At 56.3% G+C, this 20881-nt stretch carries 19 protein-coding genes; all 19 read left to right on the top strand.

Going from position 1 to position 20881, the window contains the following annotated elements; all coding sequences use genetic code 11:
• Window positions 1–108: 108 nt before the first annotated feature.
• The 19 genes from AC1RDJ_RS14580 (at window position 109) to traC (ending at window position 20878) form a co-directional block, all read left to right on the top strand.
• Complete coding sequence (locus AC1RDJ_RS14580) at window positions 109–4314, top strand: DUF3857 domain-containing protein (protein WP_493027823.1); 4206 nt, start codon at window positions 109–111, stop codon at window positions 4312–4314.
• Between the two features lie 167 nt (window positions 4315–4481).
• Complete coding sequence (locus AC1RDJ_RS14585) at window positions 4482–4793, top strand: hypothetical protein (protein WP_493027824.1); 312 nt, start codon at window positions 4482–4484, stop codon at window positions 4791–4793.
• Window positions 4794–4906: 113 nt separating this feature from the next.
• On the top strand, window positions 4907–5311 hold the full coding sequence (locus tag AC1RDJ_RS14590; RefSeq protein WP_493027825.1) for a DUF4304 domain-containing protein: 405 nt from the start codon (window positions 4907–4909) through the stop codon (window positions 5309–5311).
• 66 nt (window positions 5312–5377) lie between these two features.
• Window positions 5378–5800: a hypothetical protein gene (locus AC1RDJ_RS14595; RefSeq protein WP_493027826.1), complete on the top strand. Its 423-nt coding sequence runs from the start codon at window positions 5378–5380 to the stop codon at window positions 5798–5800.
• Window positions 5801–5934: 134 nt separating this feature from the next.
• Window positions 5935–6486, top strand: a complete 552-nt coding sequence (locus AC1RDJ_RS14600; RefSeq protein WP_493027827.1) for a hypothetical protein — start codon at window positions 5935–5937, stop codon at window positions 6484–6486.
• Between the two features lie 288 nt (window positions 6487–6774).
• The gene (gene mobH / locus AC1RDJ_RS14605; RefSeq protein WP_493027828.1) at window positions 6775–8592 is read left to right on the top strand and encodes a MobH family relaxase; all 1818 of its coding nucleotides are present in this window, start codon (window positions 6775–6777) and stop codon (window positions 8590–8592) included.
• 2 nt (window positions 8593–8594) lie between these two features.
• Window positions 8595–10505: a conjugative transfer system coupling protein TraD gene (traD, locus tag AC1RDJ_RS14610; RefSeq protein WP_493027931.1), complete on the top strand. Its 1911-nt coding sequence runs from the start codon at window positions 8595–8597 to the stop codon at window positions 10503–10505.
• Window positions 10502–11116 (top strand): IncC plasmid conjugative DNA transfer DtrJ family protein, encoded by a 615-nt coding sequence (locus tag AC1RDJ_RS14615; RefSeq protein WP_493027829.1) that lies wholly within the window; start codon window positions 10502–10504, stop codon window positions 11114–11116. Before traD ends, AC1RDJ_RS14615 begins: the two co-directional genes overlap by 4 nt.
• 155 nt (window positions 11117–11271) lie before the next feature.
• Window positions 11272–11778, top strand: a complete 507-nt coding sequence (locus AC1RDJ_RS14620; RefSeq protein WP_493027830.1) for a hypothetical protein — start codon at window positions 11272–11274, stop codon at window positions 11776–11778.
• A gap of 153 nt (window positions 11779–11931) precedes the next feature.
• Complete coding sequence (locus tag AC1RDJ_RS14625) at window positions 11932–12492, top strand: lytic transglycosylase domain-containing protein (protein WP_493027831.1); 561 nt, start codon at window positions 11932–11934, stop codon at window positions 12490–12492.
• A gap of 137 nt (window positions 12493–12629) precedes the next feature.
• Complete coding sequence (locus AC1RDJ_RS14630; protein ID WP_493027832.1) at window positions 12630–13199, top strand: OmpA family protein; 570 nt, start codon at window positions 12630–12632, stop codon at window positions 13197–13199.
• 171 nt (window positions 13200–13370) lie between these two features.
• Window positions 13371–13751 carry a hypothetical protein gene (locus AC1RDJ_RS14635; RefSeq protein ID WP_493027833.1) on the top strand — a complete coding sequence of 127 codons (381 nt, stop codon included), beginning with the start codon at window positions 13371–13373 and terminating at the stop codon, window positions 13749–13751.
• A 43-nt stretch (window positions 13752–13794) separates the two neighbouring features.
• On the top strand, window positions 13795–14094 hold the full coding sequence (gene traL / locus AC1RDJ_RS14640) for a type IV conjugative transfer system protein TraL (protein ID WP_092715502.1): 300 nt from the start codon (window positions 13795–13797) through the stop codon (window positions 14092–14094).
• Window positions 14095–14110: 16 nt separating this feature from the next.
• Window positions 14111–14713 carry a type IV conjugative transfer system protein TraE gene (gene traE, locus AC1RDJ_RS14645; RefSeq protein ID WP_493027834.1) on the top strand — a complete coding sequence of 201 codons (603 nt, stop codon included), beginning with the start codon at window positions 14111–14113 and terminating at the stop codon, window positions 14711–14713.
• Window positions 14664–15470, top strand: coding sequence for a type-F conjugative transfer system secretin TraK (locus AC1RDJ_RS14650; RefSeq protein WP_493027835.1), 807 nt, complete (start codon window positions 14664–14666; stop codon window positions 15468–15470). The genes traE and AC1RDJ_RS14650 overlap by 50 nt, the downstream gene beginning before the upstream one ends.
• Before the next feature lie 6 nt (window positions 15471–15476).
• Entirely contained in the window at window positions 15477–16859 is a 1383-nt protein-coding gene (locus AC1RDJ_RS14655; protein ID WP_493027836.1) for a TraB/VirB10 family protein, read from the top strand.
• Entirely contained in the window at window positions 16843–17619 is a 777-nt protein-coding gene (locus tag AC1RDJ_RS14660) for a DsbC family protein (protein WP_493027837.1), read from the top strand. The genes AC1RDJ_RS14655 and AC1RDJ_RS14660 overlap by 17 nt, the downstream gene beginning before the upstream one ends.
• Window positions 17620–17621: 2 nt before the next feature.
• Window positions 17622–18284 carry a TraV family lipoprotein gene (locus tag AC1RDJ_RS14665; RefSeq protein WP_493027838.1) on the top strand — a complete coding sequence of 221 codons (663 nt, stop codon included), beginning with the start codon at window positions 17622–17624 and terminating at the stop codon, window positions 18282–18284.
• A gap of 26 nt (window positions 18285–18310) precedes the next feature.
• A complete protein-coding gene (gene traC, locus AC1RDJ_RS14670; RefSeq protein ID WP_493027839.1) occupies window positions 18311–20878 on the top strand; it encodes a type IV secretion system protein TraC in 2568 nt (855 codons plus the stop codon).
• The last annotated feature ends 3 nt before the right edge of the window (window positions 20879–20881 follow it).

Genomic DNA, 20881 nt, shown 5'->3' on the forward strand with positions numbered 1-20881 from the left:
AACGTGTAGGTCCAGAAGACTGGTCAATATTGATTTTCTCGCATTGCGGTTCGATCCACATGGATATGCTTTCGCAATAACAATTACATTCATTACAACTCATATCATATGCGATCGCTGCTCGTTGTATTTTTCACTCTCATTAATTTCTTAAATATTGCGTTCGCAGCACAGCCCCAGAAGAATGCCCAGGCACGAACAGGAAAAAGTGAATTGTTGCGCAGTACTGCGCTTCCAAAATGGGCGACGCCACTCGAACCAGTACCTGCCACAGTTTCCACCGAACCCGTTGTTCTTCGGCTGGCCGAAGTCCAGTATTGGGCGGGAATTACTCCTGCTCATTTGGTGAATCGTGCTATTCAGGTGAACTCGTCAGCCAAATTGTCTGAACTTGGTCAGTTTTCAATTTCATTTGTTCCAGCCTATGAGAAGCTTGTCGTGCATCGCATTGCGATTATGCGTGGCGATCAGGTGTTGGACCGTACAATGAGCGCAAACGTCCGCTTGCTAGACAGCGAAAACCAAGTGGCCCAAGGTTATTACACTGGTACTTCTAAAGCCCAAGTGCTGTTGGAGGATGTCAAACCTGGCGATACGCTTTGGACTACCTATTCGATCGAGGGCAGTAATCCGGTTTTCGGTAGCACTTGGCATGAACAACTTCCTTGGACAAAAGATTTGCCGATTGAATTGCGCAAGGCGACCATTCTCTATCCTGCCGATAAGCCGGTGCATTGGAAATTTTCTGGCGTGGCTCGACCCGGTTTGCAAAAGCCTGTCGTTGAACAGCGTAATGGCGTCGCCAAACTGGTGTTCCGCGAGAACGAGCTTTCGGCCGAAGAATTTGAACCTTCGCTTCCGCCGAATCTCGTGCCTTTGCCTGTACTGGATTTCAGCGAATACCGCGACTGGGCTGAGGTGGCTCAATGGGCGAGCAAGTTGTTCCCGAACGCGCCAGCTGTACCGGAGGTGAGATCACTTGCCCAAAAATTCAGTAGCGGTACGAATGAGGAGCGTGCGTCGCAGGCGCTGCACTGGGTACAGGACGAAATCCGATATTTCAGCGTGTCGATGGGAGAGAATTCGCATCGTCCCCAAGCTCCTGAAGTAGTGCTGAAGCGACGCTTCGGCGACTGCAAAGACAAGAGCCTTTTGTTGGTCTCCTTGTATCGTGCGATGGGTTTGCAGGCACAAGCTTTGCTGGTCAACTCAGGCTCGCCGATATTGCCTGCGCAGTTCCTGCCATCGCCCAGGTACTTCAACCACGTTATTGTGCGTGTGATTTTGGATGGAAAGCCTTATTTTGTCGATCCGACAATACGGGATGAGCGCGGTCTGATCTCGACGCTGGCATCGCCGGCGCCAGGCGCGACGGCCTTGGTTGTTAGCAGTGACACCGCCGATCTGATTACGCTGCCCGAAGAATTGATAGACGAGCCTTTGGTTGATCGAGTCGAGCAAATCAACATTCCGCAGTTGAACGGGGCAGGGCAGCTGAAACTGCATCTTGAGTATCGTGGACGGTACGCGGTCGGCATGCGCCAGTTTTATCGTTCGCTGAGTTCCATTGAGCTTAAAAAGGTGGTGCTGGGACAGTATGAGCGTACTTATCCGGACATTCAGTTGAATGGCCTGCCAAAGCTAAGCGATGGAAACGGTGGGTCGACCTTCATCATTGAAGCGCAATTGACCGTTCCCAAGATTCTCACAGAAGAAAATGGCAGTTACCAGTTAGCGCAACGGTCCCACGTAATGGAAGGTACGTTAGGTTTGCCAGAAAAAGTGGTTCGGAAATACCCATTCTGGATTTCTGCCGGGCGCTATCGAACCCGCTATACGTTGGACGTAGCGTTGCCCAGCGAGGCGCGCATGATGAAGAGTGATGAACGGATGGAAGTGAAGAACAATTTCTTCATCGCAAACGGCCAGCTTACCTGGCGGGGCGCCCAACTGAACTATTACGTTGAATACGCCATCAACGTGCCCGAGGTTCCTCCGGATGAAATGGCGCACCTGGTGCGCGAAGCAGACAAGCTTTCACCGCTCATCGAGTCGAAGCTACGCTTCAAGCCCGTCAACGTATCGCCGGAGTCTGCCAAATCCGCTTCGTTGCGCGTGCTCGATATCTTGGACAAGGTGAATGCGTTCGAAGAAATGCAAATCGAGGCTTTGAGAAGCGGAAAGCTGCCGGAGTTTAAATTCGAGGACAGTACTTACGCAAAACTGAACTATCGGGCTCTATGTGAGTTGGCCATTGATACATACGCAGTTCGGAATTGGAACCCACTGGTCAGTGCACCGGTGGCAGCAATTCACAAGTTGGTTGAGGCTCACGCTGATAAGCGTACCAAGGACCTTTGTTTGGCCCGTATTGACATAGTGGACCGTAATTTGCCAACCGCCAGCAAGAAATTAGCTAAGTTGGAACCGGCTGACGATGACTCATTGACCTTAATGCAGGCGTGGGCCGATTTTCACGCCAAAGATTTTGCAGCCTCCCAGGTAAATTTGTCGAGGTTTCTCAAATCGAAAAATGGTGAAGGAATGCTGTCGGCAAGCGATGCACTGCTCGCAGCGACATTGTCTCGTAGGTTAGGCAAACCAGAGCCACTTGAAGTTGCTGGCGTAGTTAATTCTCTCCGGCCTGGGAAGTGGCCGGTTCCTCTGTTTGAATTTTTGCGAGGACGAAGTTTGTTGAACGAATTGCTTGCAGCGATTGAAGGTTTGCCTATTGCTGCCCGTGAACAATCAGAGTTGGAAGCGCATTTTGTGATTGCGCAGGCCTATCTGGCAGCGAAGCAAATTCGGAAGGCTGATTTTCATCTGAATTGGCTCAGTAGATATGGAATCGTCGGTAGTCCATTTGCCGTTTTGGCCGACGCTGAAAAATATGGCGAGGCGCGCGCAGATGCCGATATGCAGGCGGTGTGGAAACTAGAGCGCGAGGAAATGAGCGGAGCCAGCGTACTCAACCTCAAGGCCGCAGCTGAGAAAGGTATAACTGTTGCGCAAAGCAAACTCGGTTCACGATATATGGAAGGGAAAAATGTCCTGCGGGACCTGGGTAAAGCCGTTCGATTGCTCGAGGCGGCAGCTGAAAAAGGAGATAGCAATGCGCTGCACGATCTGGCATTGATCTACCTTACGGGAGAGCCGGGTTATGACGACAAGGCACGTGCTGTCGCCTATTTTAAAGAGTCGGCCAATCATGGAAACGCGTACGGAGGTCTCGCGATGGGACGCACGTATATGTTTGGCCTGTACGGCTTACCCGTTGACTACGACTTGGCGTTCAACTACATGAAGATCGGTGCGGAAATGGAAAGTGCAGAAGCGCAAGTCTTCCTGAGCCAAATGTACTATGGAGGTATGGGGGTTGAGAAAAACGACAGCTTGGCTAAATTTTGGGCGATGCAAGCTCATTTTCGGAAACTGGGCTCTGGAACCGCGCAGTTTGGTTTAATGCTTTATCGCTTGGAAACCGATGTCGCCGTACGCCAAGCGGGCCTGCAAATGTTGAATTACCAAGCAGTCATCAATAAATGCTTCGCACAGAAGGAGTTTGCCAAGGTCTTATTAGAAGGGGTTGGAGGAGTGTCCAAACCAAACGAAGCTGTCAAATGGCTTGAGTTGGCACATAATTGTGAGGATTATGATGATGCGTCGGCTTTGCTTGGTCGCCTTTACGTGGAAGGCGTCGGAGTAAAGGCGGATGTTCCCAAAGGCATGAAAATTCTGGGGCAATTAGAAGAAAAGAAAGCAGCGCCAGGCTTGTATGAGCTTGGGCAGGTATATCTTCATGGGATTGGCCAACCGATGAACAAGATAAAGGCAGCAGATTACTTTGAACGGGCCACAGACCGTGGATGGCGTGAAGCTGCCGAAGTTTTGGCAGTAATGCTGCACACTGGCGATGGTATCCCCCAAGACAAGGTAAGGGCGGTGAAATTTTACGAGATCGCTATCAAATCTGGTTTTCCTAAAGCACTGAATAACCTAGCTGGCATGTATCTGGATGGCGACGGGGTCCCTAAGGACGCAACGAAGGCAGTATCACTATTTCGAAGGGCCGCCAAGGTAGGGCATTCAATGGCGATGCTGAGCCTTGCAGAAATATATGAATCGAGCCAGCGAAGCAATGAAAATCTTATGCTTCCTCTTGCCTATTATATGCTCGCTGCCATATTTGGAGAGGATGAGGCAAAGGCCGGAATTGAGCGATTGAAGGCGCGCGCAGATCAGCCAACGGTCGATAAGGCCCAAGCGCATGCTGCAGCTTGGAAGCCAGGTAAGGCCATGCCGGAAGAAATTTGATATTCCGTCTAAAGCGGGCCGGTTATTGACTTTCTGCGTATTCGACTACAAAAGTTATGAGATTGGCTCGTCTGCTTTTGAGAGTAACCTGCTGATGATGGCAACCGGCCAGCAGCAGCCCTTCGAACGGCCGAAAATTTTCAGTGTGATGGGATTTACGAGGTGATATGAGCTATCAGTTGGTATTGCAAGTACGTGGCGACTCTCTAGTTGACTTCGACGCAATGATGAATTTGGAAAAGGAACTTTCCATTGAGTTGAATGATATTGCTGAAGTCGACGGTCATGATATGGGCTGTGGCGAGATAAATATTTTTATCCTCGCCACAAATCCGACGGCCGTATTTGAAGCGAGCAAACCCATCCTAGATAGGTTCAAATTGCTACATGATGTAAAAGCTGGATACCGCTTGCTTTCTGATGATATCTACACAACCATTTGGCCGGATGATTCAACGGATGAATTTTTGGTCGCGTAGCCGATAGTCCGGAAAACTTTGCGGCTGCAATCGGCCAGAAGCGGCCGGTCATTGAAAAATTTACTAAATGTGGAAGGACTGAATAGTCGCTCATGGTCGATGCTAGAAAAGAGATGAATGACGCCCTCAAGGAGGTTGTGGTCCCGGTGCTCCGTAAATTGGGTTTTAAAGGAACATTCCCTCATTTTTATCGCGAGCTAAATCAACACGTGGACCTATTCTCCTTTCAGTTTAGATTGGCAGGGGGCAGTTTTGTAGCTGAGTTGTCGTATGCAGAACCAGGAAGAGAGAACGTGTATATTGATAAAGAAGCCCCAGTAAGCAAGCTACGGGCTGCGCAGACATCGAAAAGGTTGCGACTGGGTGCAAGTGGCCCCGGTTCGGACAATTGGTTTTCGTTTGAGCCAGTTGGCTTCTTTAAACGACAGGCGGATTACCAGAATATTGCTTCAAGAGTAGCCTCCTCAGTTGAACAACAGGCTAAGCCGTGGTGGGACAAGAAGCGCCTCACTAGTTGAAGGCAGCAACCGGGCAGAAGCGGACAGTCGGCAATTGACCAATTAAGCTTTACTCAGAAAGTCAGCATGTCTCACTGTGATCCTTTTGATGTTATTTCATCCACCGTTGATCTGGATGATCCGGTAGAGCACGGTGATGCTCAACGCTTTATGGTTAACGCCCTGGCTCGGGTGATCGAATATCTACCCGTTACCGCGCAGTCTTCTGTTTTGGCTGCTAAACGATATCTTGAGGGCGCGGCAACGGATAGCGAGGCCTTAGCGGTCCGGGTGAGGCTTTGGGAGACCATCCGAGGACGCGATATGTCGGATGACCCTGAGGTGTTGCGTATCAGAACCACGATTTGTGCGCTGCACGGCATGGACGCTGAAGCACCTTACGACAAGTTGGAGTACTTTCTGTTTTTTTGGGAGCGCAGCGGCTTAAGCATGGTCGAGCTAGCTGGAGCTATGTTCGACACATACGGCGTTGTTTATCACGACGCTTAATCTGCTGCGGTGGCATATGTCGAATGCGTCAGATCTATGTCTGCTTCGGGGCTGAACCTGACAACGACGGCAAGCGGCCAAAAACAGACGTAGGAATTCGTCTGCGAATCACCTAATAAAAGGGCTCTATCCAGATGGCCACGACTTATCGATTTGCCGCCAGTCCAGAAGCCTGCTCTGAAATACTTGAATGGTTTCGTGCGCTCGCAGCACCCCCAGCCGTTACACTTACTGACTGGGGCGCTGCCCTGCACTTCAAGGATTTCGGCGAGATCAAGTACCGCTCTGACGGCTCGATTGATACCGATGCTTCGCCTTTGGCGACTGTATTGCTCCCCAAGGTTCGCCGCGACGTCATCTGGACCATCGGCGAGGTTCGATTTCTGACGACGCCGTTACGTCGTTTATATCCGGGGCTTCACGGAATCAGTACCCAGTTCGCAAAATGGATCGAGGAGTTCGACTGCGTCTTCGCCAATGATGCCAAACGCGGATCGATAGACGGGTTTAACTATTATTTAGAAGGCTCACTCAGAAATTATCTTGAGCCAATCTGGGCGCTGCCGTCTGGATTTGAGGCTCTGCAAAATGAAAGATATTTTGTGAGCGTGCAAGATAATGAAATTAAGGTGGATACGCTTTGTCGTTCGCTTCGCTTGCGTGGTGTCGAGTGTTCCGCGACATAGGCAATGTCCGCTTTGGGGCGAAAGCGGACGTACACGGCAGGCAGTGACAGGATTGCGAACGTGCTTTCAGTATGGTTGCCCCTGTGGCTACGGTAGTGCCGACCGATATGCTCGGGTCCATTATCGCCGCTCACCTTCTTGTACATCTAGCATTGTCTGAGGAGGTCGCCTGTTGATCGGTGACCGAGCTATGTGTCGATGAATGATCGCAGTGGAGGGCCGGCTTTCATCTGGACGTAAGTCGATCTGCATAGCCATAATGCTCACCTAGCCAAGTGAGTGATCCTTATGGCCGGTGTAAATATCCTCAAGTACCTGGGTTGGCTTGGCCACCATCGTCAATGTGATCGCGGCCGGCAGGCCACGCCCATCCGTCCGCAACACTCACTGCCCCAAACTGCTCATACGCGTGACGGCGGGATGCGTCCCCTTAGTATCGATGCGATCTTGGTCGACAATCGGGATATCCTGGGGCGCATCAAATTGGCCTACGGAGGCGACGCGCATGCTTTTACCAAGGAAATGCTTCTGCTCATCAGGAAGTACATCGCTTACGTGAATGTGCTGCCAGCGACGCAAGATAGTTTTTTTGCTCGCCCTGGAGGTTTAGTGCGCCTGGGCCTGGAGACGGCGTTCTTCGCATTACAAGCGACCGATTCGCAGATTTTCGCTGGCAGGGCGACGATATCGACCCGTCGTCAGTTGGAGCCACGCTGGCGCTTTGCTACCTTTGTCGCGGGATTATGCGCCTACCTGTACCGCGCGCTCGACACTGTCGTCGTCAGTGATGCGCATGGAACGGTTTGGCAGCCATACCTGAACCCGCTCGAAGAATGGACCCACATACACAAGGTTGACCGTCTGTTCGTCAGGTGGGGGGAGGCCAGGCAGGGGTGTCGCTCGCTTTCGTTGTTCGCGCTACCGATGATCCTACCGACAGATACGTTGGCCTACCTGGCGCACGACGGCTCGATGATCGTGGCCCACATGCTTGCCGCGATCAGTGGTGAGGTCAGATATCAAGATCGCAATGTCATTGATCACCTCGTCAATCGAGCATCGACTTTGGTGATACACCGCGACTTGCGTGATGCCGATGCGCCGGCAGGCCAGGCACGGGCGCGCGCATACCTTGCCAGGTTTCTGCTCAATGCGATGCGTGAGTTGGTGCAGTCCCATCAGGGATGGGTGCCAAATTCCGACCGATCCCGCATGTGGTTCGGACGGGACGGTCTGTTTCTGGTGTGGCCGAATGGCATAAGCGACATACTCACCTTGCTGGAAGACGAGGGATTGTATGGCTTGCCGGCCTCGCCAGTGGATGCCATGGAAATTCTGAGCGCTGCCGGGATCATCCTGCCAAGAAGTTCGGAGGAGGGTGTTTGGTCAATCCGGCCACCTGGCGCCGCGGCACCCTTGGAGGCCTTGAAATTGGTGACGCCAGCCTGCGTCCTTACTGTGTTACACCCGCCACCGGTGGCGCTGGACACGGATATTGCTCTCGATTACTCTCATGAGGAGGGGAAAGCCACGGAGCGTGACACCATGCTTCGACAGGCGAGGGCGACACCACCCGAGGCTCAGGGGGAGCGCGTTGCATCACCCACGCCTCCGGATGCGAGCGAACGTCAACTGCCGCTGCCATCCATCGCACCGATCCCCGTAGCTGGGGAGAACACCAGTATCGGACCACCAGCAGGTGCTCATCAACGAAAGGCTAAGAAGGCTAAACATACTGAGCCCATCCAGCTGGCAGGGGGAAAGTACGCTTTGCGTGCACCGATTCGCCTGAGTCCTGGCATTGCCAAGATACTGCAGGCGGTCGTCCGGTCTCTCAATGATACGTCCTTGCCACCGGCATGTTACCCCATGGCCTCCGGCCTGTTTGTCCCGTTGGACGCTTTCGTGGTGCGACAGGTGGATGCGAAGATGGCGCTACGCGCGCTTGCCGATGCCGACATGCTGGTCGCAGGGCCGGCAGGATCCGAGCCTGTTGAGCATCACAACTTACATGGCAATGTGGTGGCAGGTATAGTCATCGCACGCCAATTCGTCGAGGGCATAGATGGAGCAGGGGACGCACCAATCCATTCGAACGCAGGTTGACCATGTTGCTGCGACAGTACGAAATGCCATGGCGTGGTCCCGTTGAGGGGGCTGCCGCCCTGGTATGGATGCTCGCCGCCGCCATTTTTTACTTTCTCATACCTGATCATTTGCCACCGCGTGCGGGCTTTCCGCTCATTTTTTTTTCACTCCTCATCGCCTTGATTCGCTGCCGGCAAGCCCTGCGTGTTGTGCGTATTCGTGCCGCGTTGTCTGGCCGCGCCATGGAAATGGTTCCAGTCTCCCGGCTAGCGACATGGACAGGCGATCCTGAACAGGTCGTATTCGGCCTGGGCTTCATCTGGCTGCCACTGCACTCTCAGCGGCTTTACGAGCTGATCAAGATCGATTATCGCGCGATGACCATCTCACCTTGGCTCATACGCGCTTTGGGGTACCAGCCCAATCCACAATCCGACGCAGAGATTGGCTTGCCCTGGATTCATGGCGTCGAGTCGCGGGAACGTTTGTTGGTGCGGCCGCTGCAGAACTTTGAAGGGGGAACCTTGGTGGTCGGAACCACGCAGTCCGGCAAAGGGGTATGCCTAGGCTGGTTGATCTTTCAAGCCATCCGACGTGGTGATGTCGTTATTGTTATTGATCCAAAAAATTCACGTCGTCTCAAGAAACTGGTCATGAAGGCCTGCCAACTGTATCGTGAGCCAGACAGTTTTCTGTGGTTTCATCCCGCCTTTCCGGAAGTGGGTGTCCGTCTCGACTTTACGTTCAACTGGCAAAAGCCTACCGAAGTCGCCTCCCGTATTCAGTCGATCATGCCACCAGACACAGCCGGAACGTTCAGCGCATTTGGTTGGGACGCGGTGAATGTGGTCGTGCAAGGGATGGTGCAACTAGAGAAACGTCCGAATCTGGCAAAACTGAAACAGTATATTGAGGGCGGCGTTGAGCCGATCCTGGAGCAGGCACTCGAGCGTTTTTACGAGGAACTCCTTGGCATGCAGTGGCGTAGCACACCCGAGATGGTGCGCCTGCTCGACAGAGCGAGGAGGGGCCAGATCAAGTCACCAACGCCAGCCGCGAGCCAGGAGCTACTGGCGTATGTGACGTATTACGATCATCATGTGCATGAGGCTCGGCGTGATCCGGTGGTCAGTTCACAGGTCCGGGTGTTTCAGCATAACCGCGAACATTATCAGAAAATAACCGCCAATCTTTTACCGATCTTGTCCATGCTGACATCCGGCGATCTCGGGAAAAGCTTGTCGCCGGATCCTTTTGATGCGGACGATCAGCGTCCGATCATGAATCTGGAAAAGATCGAGCGCGCCGGACACGTACTGCTGCTGTGTCTTGACTCGTTGCCAGATCCTTCCGTTGCAACGGCCATCGGCGCCATGGCGCTGGCCGACCTGGCGGCCCGTTCAGGCATTCGCTACAACCTGGGAGGGGAGCGGCGCATTTCGCTGTTTGTGGATGAGCTATCGAACGTGATCAATCAACCCTTGATCGAGATACTGAACAAGGGGGCAGAAGGAGGGCTGTATACCACGGCCGCGATGCAGACGATCGCCGACCTAGCAAAACGCCTTGGCAGCCAGGAGGCGGCACGCATGGCATTGGGGAACTTAAATAACCTCATCGCTTTTCGAACCAAGGATCAGCCCACGCAGGAGTTCATCAATGAAACACTGGGGCAGACCACTATCCATAACATGAAAGTGGGGCATAACACGGCCAGAGATGGCCATTTCACGGATTATACGGCGGTCGATTCAACGCAGTTGAGCGAGGAAGTCAACGAGTTGGTGCCGCCATCGATCCTGGGTAAGCTGCCCAATTTGCAGTTTTTCGCCTCAGTTTCTGGCGGCCATGTCTACAAGGGGCGGTTTACGCTGATCGACCCTGGCGTGGAGGATGCTAGCCTCGAAGAGAAGGAAAAGGGAGAGACATGATGATTCGATTGACGGCCATTGTTTCGCTAAGCGTGCTCCTGATTCTGGTGTTGTATTTGCCGTCAGCCTTTCCACCGCAGCAATTTGTCGCGCAGATCCGCGCCGAGCATATGGCCAGTGTGGACTGCTGGGGTAATCCGTATGCACGCCGCGTGTTGAGTCGATTGTTTGAGTATCAAGCTGCATTGGCCGTTCAACCGGCATCGGCTAGCGCCCAGGATAGGCAGGTGGATCCGGTAACACGGCCCGTCGCCAATAGCCTTGGGCAGGTACGCTCACAGCTGTTCCAGAGCAGCTATTTTCGCTCGCTCGATATGCTGACCATGCTGGCTCTGTATAGACTAGCTGGCATCGTACAGTGGTGGTCGACGTTTGCGGTGCTGATGATGGCCTTCATCGTGGATGCGATGGTGCGCAGGCGAATTAAACGCTTGGAATTCGCCAGGCCGCACCCGGAGTGGTTTGCGGCAGCGATGGGATTAGCCATCTTGCTGATTTGTCTGTTGGCAGTAGCATGTGTGCTGCCTATTCAACTGTCCCCGTTTCTGTTGCCTGCGATGTTGGGTGGGGTGGGGTGGTTAGCAGGGCAAATAGTGGTGCACTATGCGTGAGCGGACAGGTAGGAGCCACGCAACTATCGTTCGTCACCGAAGGGCACCCGAGTTAATCCAAATAGTCCACAAAAAGCGCGACTTTTTGGACAAACATTGGTGGTGCGATGCGCTAGCATGATGTCGTACGCAGTCATTTTTGATTCCGAGTCGCCATGAATACTGAATTTCGTTCGATGCCGTCCTCATCTTCCGCTCACACGGCCGCTACGCATGGTTCTGCTGCTTCCTCCTCGCGGTGTGACGAAACGATCGGTACGCTGGTATGGATGGAGGAATTTCATCAACTCGACCAGTTGTTCAACCATCAGCACAATTGTTCGCCAAAATTGCGGTATCCCGATCTAATTAGTGCTTGTATTGCAAGAGTGTTTGTACAGCCGGAACCGGCGAAACATATTTTTTCGTTTTTGCATACCCGGATGGTGTTGCGCGACCAATGCATGCCGCGTCGACAAGAGGAAATCTGGCGAGCGCAGTATGTATTGTTGCTGGCGCTGCAGAAGTCCGAAATGAACCGGCATCCCCATCCCCGATTCGACCTGGGACAGTTTACGACCGCGTGCATCGCCCTGGCCCTGCAGGAAGAGGGGGCGCAAGGAAAAATATTTGAACAGGCCCGGCGCAATATCGCCGAGCGGGCAGTATCGCACCTGCCATAAGAGGCAAATCGCAAGACATATCGTAAACGGATATGCGACCCGAAGTGACCTTGCCAGGCTGATGCCAGGCTTACCCGATGTACACCTTTGATGGTCTGGCGCCTGCGCGCGCCGGGTGGATCAACGCTTTCGGGTTTATGCCTGCTCCTTGCCATGGAACGACATCTTTCATGCTTCATAGCGATCCTCGTTGTTTGTCCGGGTCCTGCCTGGGCTTGCTGGGAACAAGCCGCCGTTCGCCACAATGTGCCGGCACCGCTGCTCTATGCGATTGCTCAAGCGGAATCGTCACTGGATACGAACGCAGTCAATCGCCGCCATCTGCGCCAAACCGGTACCGTGGATATCGGTTATATGGGTGTCAATTCTGATCCACGGGTGCTGCGCAATTTGGGGGTGACCGAGCAAGAACTGCATGAGCCCTGTAAAAACATTCATGCTGGTTCCCGAATTCTCGTGGAAAAGCTGCAAAGGTACGGCAATACCTGGGAGGCGATCGGTGCATACAACGCCTCGTGTACCAAACTGGATACGGCCCAATGCCAGGCTACGCGCACGCGCTACGCCTGGCGCGTATACGGTTTTCTCACCAATACCAAGCCGCCGGTAATACGCCGCGCTACGCCGCGGGGCAAGTACCGGACTCAGAAAAATGCGCGAGCGGAATCGGTCGTCCCAACGCAGCCTGCGCTGGTGGCAGTGGGGCTGACATGAGACGCTCGATTGCGCATGCCACACTCGCCGCCACAGGGATAGCTGCAGCCAGCTTGCTGATGGCCTCCTGCGAAAATGTGCATACCCAGCCCCAACCTGCAGGACTGTCTTCCCGCGCAGCCGCGCCAGGGTCCCACATGCAGCACATCACCCAGCTTCACTACGGTAGACATACACGTTACGGCCTGTGTATCGATCCAGCTTGCCCTACGCGCACGCCCAAGACGCTGGCAAGACGGGATGCGCACATTGAAGAGGTGCCGCAAGCCACGATCACGGCAGCCAACACGCAGCGAAAACAGGGTGAGACACAAGTGGGAACCGGTGCAGCGAACGACAATGATTTGTCCGATGTCACCGAGCTTGCGGTGTACTTTGCACCGGGCTCGTCCCGTCTCGATAGAACGGCCCAATACGTTCTGCAGCAATTTCTCACGCTGGTGCAGCCAGCGTCCCATATTCGTATCGCTGGCAGAACAGACAACACCGGAACGCCGGCCCTGAACGATGCCATCGCACACCAGCGCGCGGCCAGGGTCGAGCGCTATCTGCGCCACCATCTGCACGTGCCTGCAGTTCAGCTTGAGGTGGGAAGCAGCGGCGCCTGCTGTTACGCCGCCGCCAATGCGACCGAGACGGACCGCCAGAATAACCGGAGGGTGGAGCTCAGCCTCACCGCCGACGCGCCTCGGCAGGTCCAGAGATGATGACCGAAGCGCACCTGGTCAACCTGACTTCGGCATGGGTAACGTACCGGCCGGGCAAGATTGCGTGGCAATGCCCCGTCCGTGGTCCCCCTACGCCGCCATGCCGCATCACCTAGCCGCCCGCACAGACAGTTTTAGACAATTTTCTTCATTATCACGATTGGAATGCACATGAACACCCTGCAGTACGTCACAGCTCTCCCTTTCAAACAACACGGCAAGCGGCCGCTTGGCCTGCGCGTCTCCACTGCGACCAAGGTCCTGGCACTGCTGACCCTGATCACCCTGGGCCTGCTCGCTGCCATTCCCGCCACCGCCATCGACCTCGTCGCGTTCACTGGCATCACCGGCCCGCTGACATCAGCACTGACGCAACTGGCCGCACTGGCACCCGGCGTGAAAGCACTGGTCGGCTTCATCGGCTTCGTGGTGGCCTTGATCTCGCTGTCCGCCCTGCGTAATTTCGGTCCGGTGCTGTTCTACATCGGCCTGGCGATTTTCGGCGCGGTCGGACTAGTCATCGGCGGCGCCATCATGGGCGCCACGATCTGAACCAGGCTGGCGCAGACACCGCACATTGAGAAAGGAGGACGCCATGCAAGCCGATACCTATATTCCGCGGCGGCTAGACGACCAATGGAAGATTGGCCTCTGGGACTTTGATGTCGCCTTTCCCGTCCTCCTTTCGATCTTTGTCGGCTATCTGGCCAGCAGCAAACTCGGATTTTTCCTCGCGGTCTGCGCCGGCGTCGCCGTGTCGCGCTGGCTCAGCCGCAAAAAAGCGGACAAGCATCCGGCCTTTGTCCTGCACTGGGCGTACTGGTACCTGCCTGTCAGCCCGTTGACGTCCATGCGCTCGACCCCGCCTTCGCATATCCGCAAGATGGTCGGGTAGGACCAAGGAGAGCACCGTGAAACTGGAAACCTATCAGGATGACCTGGGCGCTCTGCGGCGCCGCGTATTTGACCAGCGGCTGGCCATTGGCATCCTTTCCGTCTGCCTGATGCTGGCGTTGACCATCATTGTCCACATCGCCGGCACGGAACGCACTGTCATTGTGCCGCCGGCTATCAATAAAACGTTCTGGATCGAGGACGGCAAGGCTAGCAACGACTACCTGGTGCAGATGTCCGGCTATATCGCCTACCTGATGCTGGACGTCACGCCGAAGTCGATCGAATGGAAGAAGGACATGCTGCTCAGCTGGTGCCTGCCGGAGAACGCCGGCAGCATCCAGACCCGCCAGGATCTGGAGGCGGCAAGACTGAAAAAACTCAACGCGAGTACCTACTTCCAGATGCAGCAACTCGTGCCGGACGAGGAAACGCAATCGGTCACGATGACTGGCTACCTCAAAACCCAGGTGAACGGGGCCAATACCTCTGACAACCTCAAGACCTACCGTGCGGACTTCGTCTTCCGCGGCGCGCGCGTGCATTTGAAAGATTTTAAGGAGTTGAAAGATGGAAAACCGGATACTGCCACTGGCGTGGCTGCTGCTGGGACTCGTTGAGCTCCCCGCTTGGGCCGTACAGACCAGAGAGGTCAGGGACGGCGCCACCATCGAGGCGGTCATCGCCGCACATGAACCCACGCGCATCCGCATCGAGGGCGGCAAGATCATCGACGTCGTTGGCAACATCTACTCGAGCAGCAACTGTGCTCCCAAACCGACTGACGCCAGCCTGCCCGCAGCGCCTGGCGCCGTCACTGCTGTCAATCCCGGCGGCCAGCTGTCGCTTGCCTGCGACCTGGCCAAAGGCGAAATCTATATTCAGCCGGTGGGCACTGCTGCCAAGCCGATCAACCTGTTTATTTCTTCTGCCACGGCCACTTACACCTTGCGCCTGAACCGCGCGGAGGTTCCTGCAGACACCATCGTGATCTCTGACAAGTCGGCCAGACGCCAGGTCAAGGCAGCCAATGCCGGCGGCCTCGCGCCGGCGAGGTCCGCCACATTCATCCGCTCCCTGAAATCGATGCTGATGTTCATGGCTTCCGAGCAGGTGCCCGACGACGTCCGGATGGAAGCGCGCGACGAAGCGCGCCTGCTGTGGGCGGAAGCAGACATGAAACTCATCCGCCAGTTTGAAGGCCGTGGCCTCATCGGCGAGACCTATGCACTCAGCAATATCAGCGGTGCGCCGCTGGTGCTCGCAGAACAGGAATTTGACCGCGACGATGGCGATGTCCTGGCCGTCGCCATCGACAACCTCAACTTGCGTCCGAACGAAAGCACGCGGGTCTATGTCATCAGGGCAGGGGAGTGAGCCGCCATGCGCATCATGCAAACATTGAAATCCTGCACGGCACGGTTGACGCCCAGGCAGCAACAGTACCTGGCCGCCGCCAGTATCGTGACAGCCTGCATTGGCGTCCTGTGGGCGGTATTGGCCTATTCCGAGTCCGGCAGCCCCACCCGGCAGCTTCCCAAGTCGACCGACAAACGCGCCACCGTCAATGTGGATGGTGACAGCATGATGGTGCCGGGCCAGATATCGCCAGAAGATCAATGGGTCGGCAATGCCGGCAAAAAGCTGGCCCAATATGACAGCGACAAGGAAGCGCAGGACAAAATCAACAGCGATCGCAAGGCCATCGAAGCAGCCTTGCTCAAACGCCTGGCGGATCTGGAGGCAAAAACGGCCGCCACGGCAGAACAAGGGCCGCCGCCAGCGCCGCCCGCGCCCGTCATGCCGCCCATTCCCCAGCCATCGGCGCCGGCTCCGTCGCAGTACCCTCCCGGCACACCACTTGGTGGCAACGCGCCGCCAGGACCGCCTGCCACCGACGTAGCCAGTGGCAACCCCGGCGTACTGCGGCCAAACGAACCACCGGAGACGCCCGCCTCCATGATCCGCGTTTCCCTGGGCGCCGCGACAGACGCCAGCGGGAACACCGGAGCCACCAAGGAGGCCGGGGCCAATGCGCTGAAGCCGGTAAACACGCTGGACGACTTCCTGCCAGTGGGCATCCTGCCGGGAGAACTGCTCGGTGGGATCGATGCGCCGACGGGCGGCCAGGCCCAAAGCAATCCGCTGCCGGCACTCATCAAGATTTCAACCGCTGCCATCCTGCCGAATCAGTTCCGCGCGGACGTCAAGGAATGCTTTGTGGTCGCCTCCGGCTATGGCGACATCAGTTCCGAACGCGCCTATCTGCGCACCGATGTGCTCTCCTGCATCCGCTACGACCGCTCGGTGGTCGAGGTCAAGATTGAGGGCAACATCTTTGGCGAGGATGGCAATCTGGGGCTGCGCGGTACGCTGGTCTCCAAACAGGGCCAACTGCTGGCCAATAGCCTGCGTGCTGGCATCGTCAGCGGTATTGGCCAGGGTTTTGCACAAGGCAACACCTCATTTACGACTTCGCCGTTTGGCACCCTGTCGACGACGACCGGAGGCACCGGCGATCAATTCCGCCGCGGCATTGGCAACGGCATGGGGAGCGCGCTCAACAACCTGGCCAACTATTACATCCGGCTGGCCGAACAGACGTTTCCCGTCATCGAGGTGCATGCGGGCCGCAAAGTGGACGTGGTGCTGACCCGTGGTGTGCGCCTTCCGGCGCGGCCCATGTCACGCAGCGACGCGGACCGGCAAGATCAGCTCGGCCTTGCCGAGCGCACGATGGAGGTTCTCAATGACGAAGCTGACTAGACTGGGCCTCGCCGCACTCGCCTGCGCCGTCACTGTTGTCGCCCACGCCAGTACGGCCGAGGACACACTGCTCGCCGTGCTCAAGCAGGCCTATCCCGGCACGGCCTTTGATACGGTCACGGCGACGCCGATCCCCCACGTCTTCGAGGTGTGGATGGGAGACAACGTCGGCTTTGTCGCCGATACGCGCCCTGACTACATGATCTTTGGCCGCTTGGTCGATCTGCGCGCCATGCGCGACCTGACCGCACCGAAACTGCAGCTGCGGAGCAACGCCGCCAACGCGGCAGCGCCGACGGCAGCGGCTATCGATGTACGCCAGTTGCCGTTGGCCGATGCAATCGTCTCCACGCAGGGCAAGGGCGAACGCGTCCTTTATCTCTTCACCGATCCACATTGTCCGTATTGCCGCCAGCTCGAACCGGAACTGGTCAAGGTATCCAACCTGCGCATCTACAACTTCATGGTGCCATTCCAGGACCAGGCTTTACCTCTGCGCATCTGGTGTGCTACCGACCGCATCGCTGCCTGGCGCAGCGCCGTCAGCGGCACATTGGACGGGCAGGGCGCACCAGCCCAATGCGCCCATCCGCTCGACCGCAACCTGGCCCTGGCCAGCAAATTGGGCGTACAGGGCACGCCGACCCTCTTCTTTGCTGATGGCGCACGGGAAACCGGTTTTATCAGTGCCAGCGAAATCGAGGCCCATCTGGCGCAGGCCGCGTCGCGCCACCAAGCCAGCAAGAACCCAAAGGAGTAATCATGCAACTGAATCCATCGATTTCATTCTGTGCCACAAACCTGTCCGTCACAGCGGTTTGCCTGACGATCCTGGCCGGGTGCGGCGACATGACAGGCCTGGGCGGCAAGTCCGAATATGCCTGCAAGGCGCCGGAAGGCGTGCAGTGCAACTCCGTATCCGGCAATTACTACAACTCGTTGACATTGGGCGGCGGCGCGGCGGCCAAAGGGGCAGCTGCCAAGGGCAGGCCACCTGCAGCCCCGCGCAGCATGTACACGATGGCCAAAGCGGCCTCCAGCGGCAGTTCCATGCAGGGACTGCCTGCGTTCGAACCCGCCGCACTGCGCTCGCCGCCGCGCGTCATGCGGCTCTGGATCAAGCCGTGGGAGGACAGCGACCATGATCTCCACGATCAGTCCTTTGTCTACCTGCAGACAGACTCTGGCCGGTGGCAGATCGCCCACGCGCAGCGGCAGATCCGTGATGCCTTTGCTCCCCTGAAACCGCCCGCACCTCAGCAGGCGTCATCTTCGGGTACTGCGTCTCCCTCTGGACAGGCCAACTCCGGCGCCGAAACACGGCCAACCTTGCCGCCAGCGGGAGCGCTTGCCGATCCTCCCATCGGGACCGTCACGACGGTTCCAGAAGGCGCGCCGTCTCCAGCGTCGGCGACAAGCCAATAGCGGTATTGCATTCAGAGAGGACAAAGATGCTCAAGTTCTTCACGTCAGAAAACGATGGCGAAGGGATCCGCGCTGGCCTCTGGGATCTGTTTGGATTAAGCCGAGGCGAGGCGTTTTCCAAGGATCAGTTTTCCAGCTGGCTGCCGTACGGTCCCTATGTCGACAGCGAGCACCTGTTCATCAATCGCCATCACCGGCTCGGCTTCATGCTGGAACTCATGCCCCAGGCCGGCGCCGACGAACGTATGGTGGAGGTGCTGCAAAGCCTGTACACCAACTGTCCCGCGAACACGGGTGTGCAATTTCATCTGTTTGGCTCGCCGGACATCCGCGCCCCGCTGATTCAATATGCCAACATGCGTATGGAAGACGAGGATCAATATGAAAACTCGCAGCAGTGGGGCCGGCCGGCTCGGAACAGTAACCTGTACCGCCAGCTGGCACGCCAGCGCGTGCAACATCTGCTGGCCGGGAGCCAGAAATCCCTGACCAAGGGATTTCATTTTACGCTGCGCGACTTTCGACTGATGATGAGCGTCACGGTGGACGGACGCGCCGATGATATCGGCCAGCGCGAAGCGGCGATTGGTTTGCGCGACTCGATGGCAAGCACCCTTGACGCCGCCTCTATACCCAGCAAAGAATGCGATGCGGCCGCGTTAATCAACTGGTGCGCACTGTTCACCAATCCGCACCGGCTCACAGATGGTTTCATCCCATGGATTCACTACGATGAGGGAAGGGAACTGCGGGATCAGATTGTGGACTTCGATACCGTCCAGGAGCCGACCAACGAAGGCATCCGGTTTTCGAAGCCAGGCAAGCCGCAGCAGGTGGAAGCACGCTTCTTCTCCATTAAATCGTTTCCGGGACGTTTTCCCCTCTGGCAGATGGGTGCGCTCATCGGCCACGCCATGCAACCGGCACTGCAGTACCGTGCGCCGTTCCTGCTCACCATGGGCGTGCACATCCTCGATACGAATACGACACGGACATTGATTACGGCGAACCATATCCGCGCGACACAGAACGCGGCCAGCAAGATGGCCGCCATCATGCCGGACGTGCAGAAGAAGCAGGAAGACTGGAATGCCGTCGCCAATGCCATGGATGTCGGCGGCAACCTCGTCTCGATGTACCACCAGCTGGCTATTTTCTCGCCGCTCGCCGAGGCGACGGCGGCGGCAGAAGCGGCCAAGGCCATCTGGCGCGCCAGCGGCTTTGAACTCAATGCCGATGTGTACATGCACCGCCAGGCGCTGCTGGCGAGCTTGCCCATGACCCTGACGCCTGCGTTCCACAACGACATGAAGAAGATGAAGCGGGTGACGCGCAAATCCATGGCGAACGCCATCCATCTCGCGCCCCTGCTGGCGGAATGGCGGGGAACAGACACGCCAACACTCATCTTCGCCGGCCGCCGCGGCCAGCTCGTGACGCTGGACCTGTATGACAACGACCTGGGCAACTACAATTTTGCCGTCGTCGGCGCTCCAGGTTCCGGCAAATCCGTCACCCTCAACGAGATAGCCTGGTCATACCGCTCCGGCGGTGCGCAAGTGCGCCTGCTCGATCTCGGGCGCTCATTCGAGAAGCTGTGCAAGAAAGCCAATGGCACGCATGTCGAGTTCAGCCCACGCTCGAAGATCATTTTGAACCCGTTTACGGCGGTCAATGACATTCATGAAGACATCGATATGCTATTGCCCGCCCTGGCGAAGATGTGTTCCATGAGTCAGCAATTACAAGAAGTGCAATATAAAGCCATTTCAACGGTCCTCCTGAAGCTATGGAAGTCGTACGGCAATGATCTGACGATCACGGCTTTGCGCGACGCATTCAAGACCGGCAGTATTGCCGAACTCGAAATTAAAGGCGATGACCGCATCCGCGATCTTGCCATCATGCTCAATCCATACTCGAAGGACGGGCAGTACGAACGCTTCTTCGAGGGCAAGAATAACGTCGACTTCTCGAATGACTTCGTCGTGATCGAAAACGAAGAACTCAAACGCAAGCCAGATCTGCATGCCGTCGTCAATATCCTGCTGATGTACCAGATCACCGGCGAGATGTACCTGAACCGCGATCGTAAGAAGCTCCTGATCATCGATGAACTCAAGCAACAGCTTGGCGAGATCGGGGCGGACGACCCGGTCAAGGCCGCCGTGGTGGAAGAAGCAGCCCGGCGTGCGCGCAAATACGGCGGTGCACTGGGCACCGCGACGCAGGGTGCCGATGATTATTACGGTTCTGTGCAAATGACGGCCGCTTTCAACTGCTCCGACTGGGTTTTCCTGCTGCGGCAAAAACCGGAGTCGATTGAAATCCTCGAAAGCACCAAGCGCATCGTCATGGATGCGGCCAAAAAGCGGCTGCTCAAATCGCTGCGCACGGAAGCGGGGGCCTTTGCGGAAATGTACGTCTCGTCGCCCATCGGCGAAGGCGTCGTACGCCTGGTCATTGATCACGCCACACAGCTGCTTTTCTCGAACAAACTCGCCGATAACAAGCCGATTGATGCCTTGCGTGCCCAGGGCTACTCCATCGACGAGGCCATCGCCCGGGTACTGGCCGACAGGGGACTCCAATGAGAA

It is taken from the genome of Janthinobacterium sp. GW822-FHT07H10 (assembly GCF_058798675.1).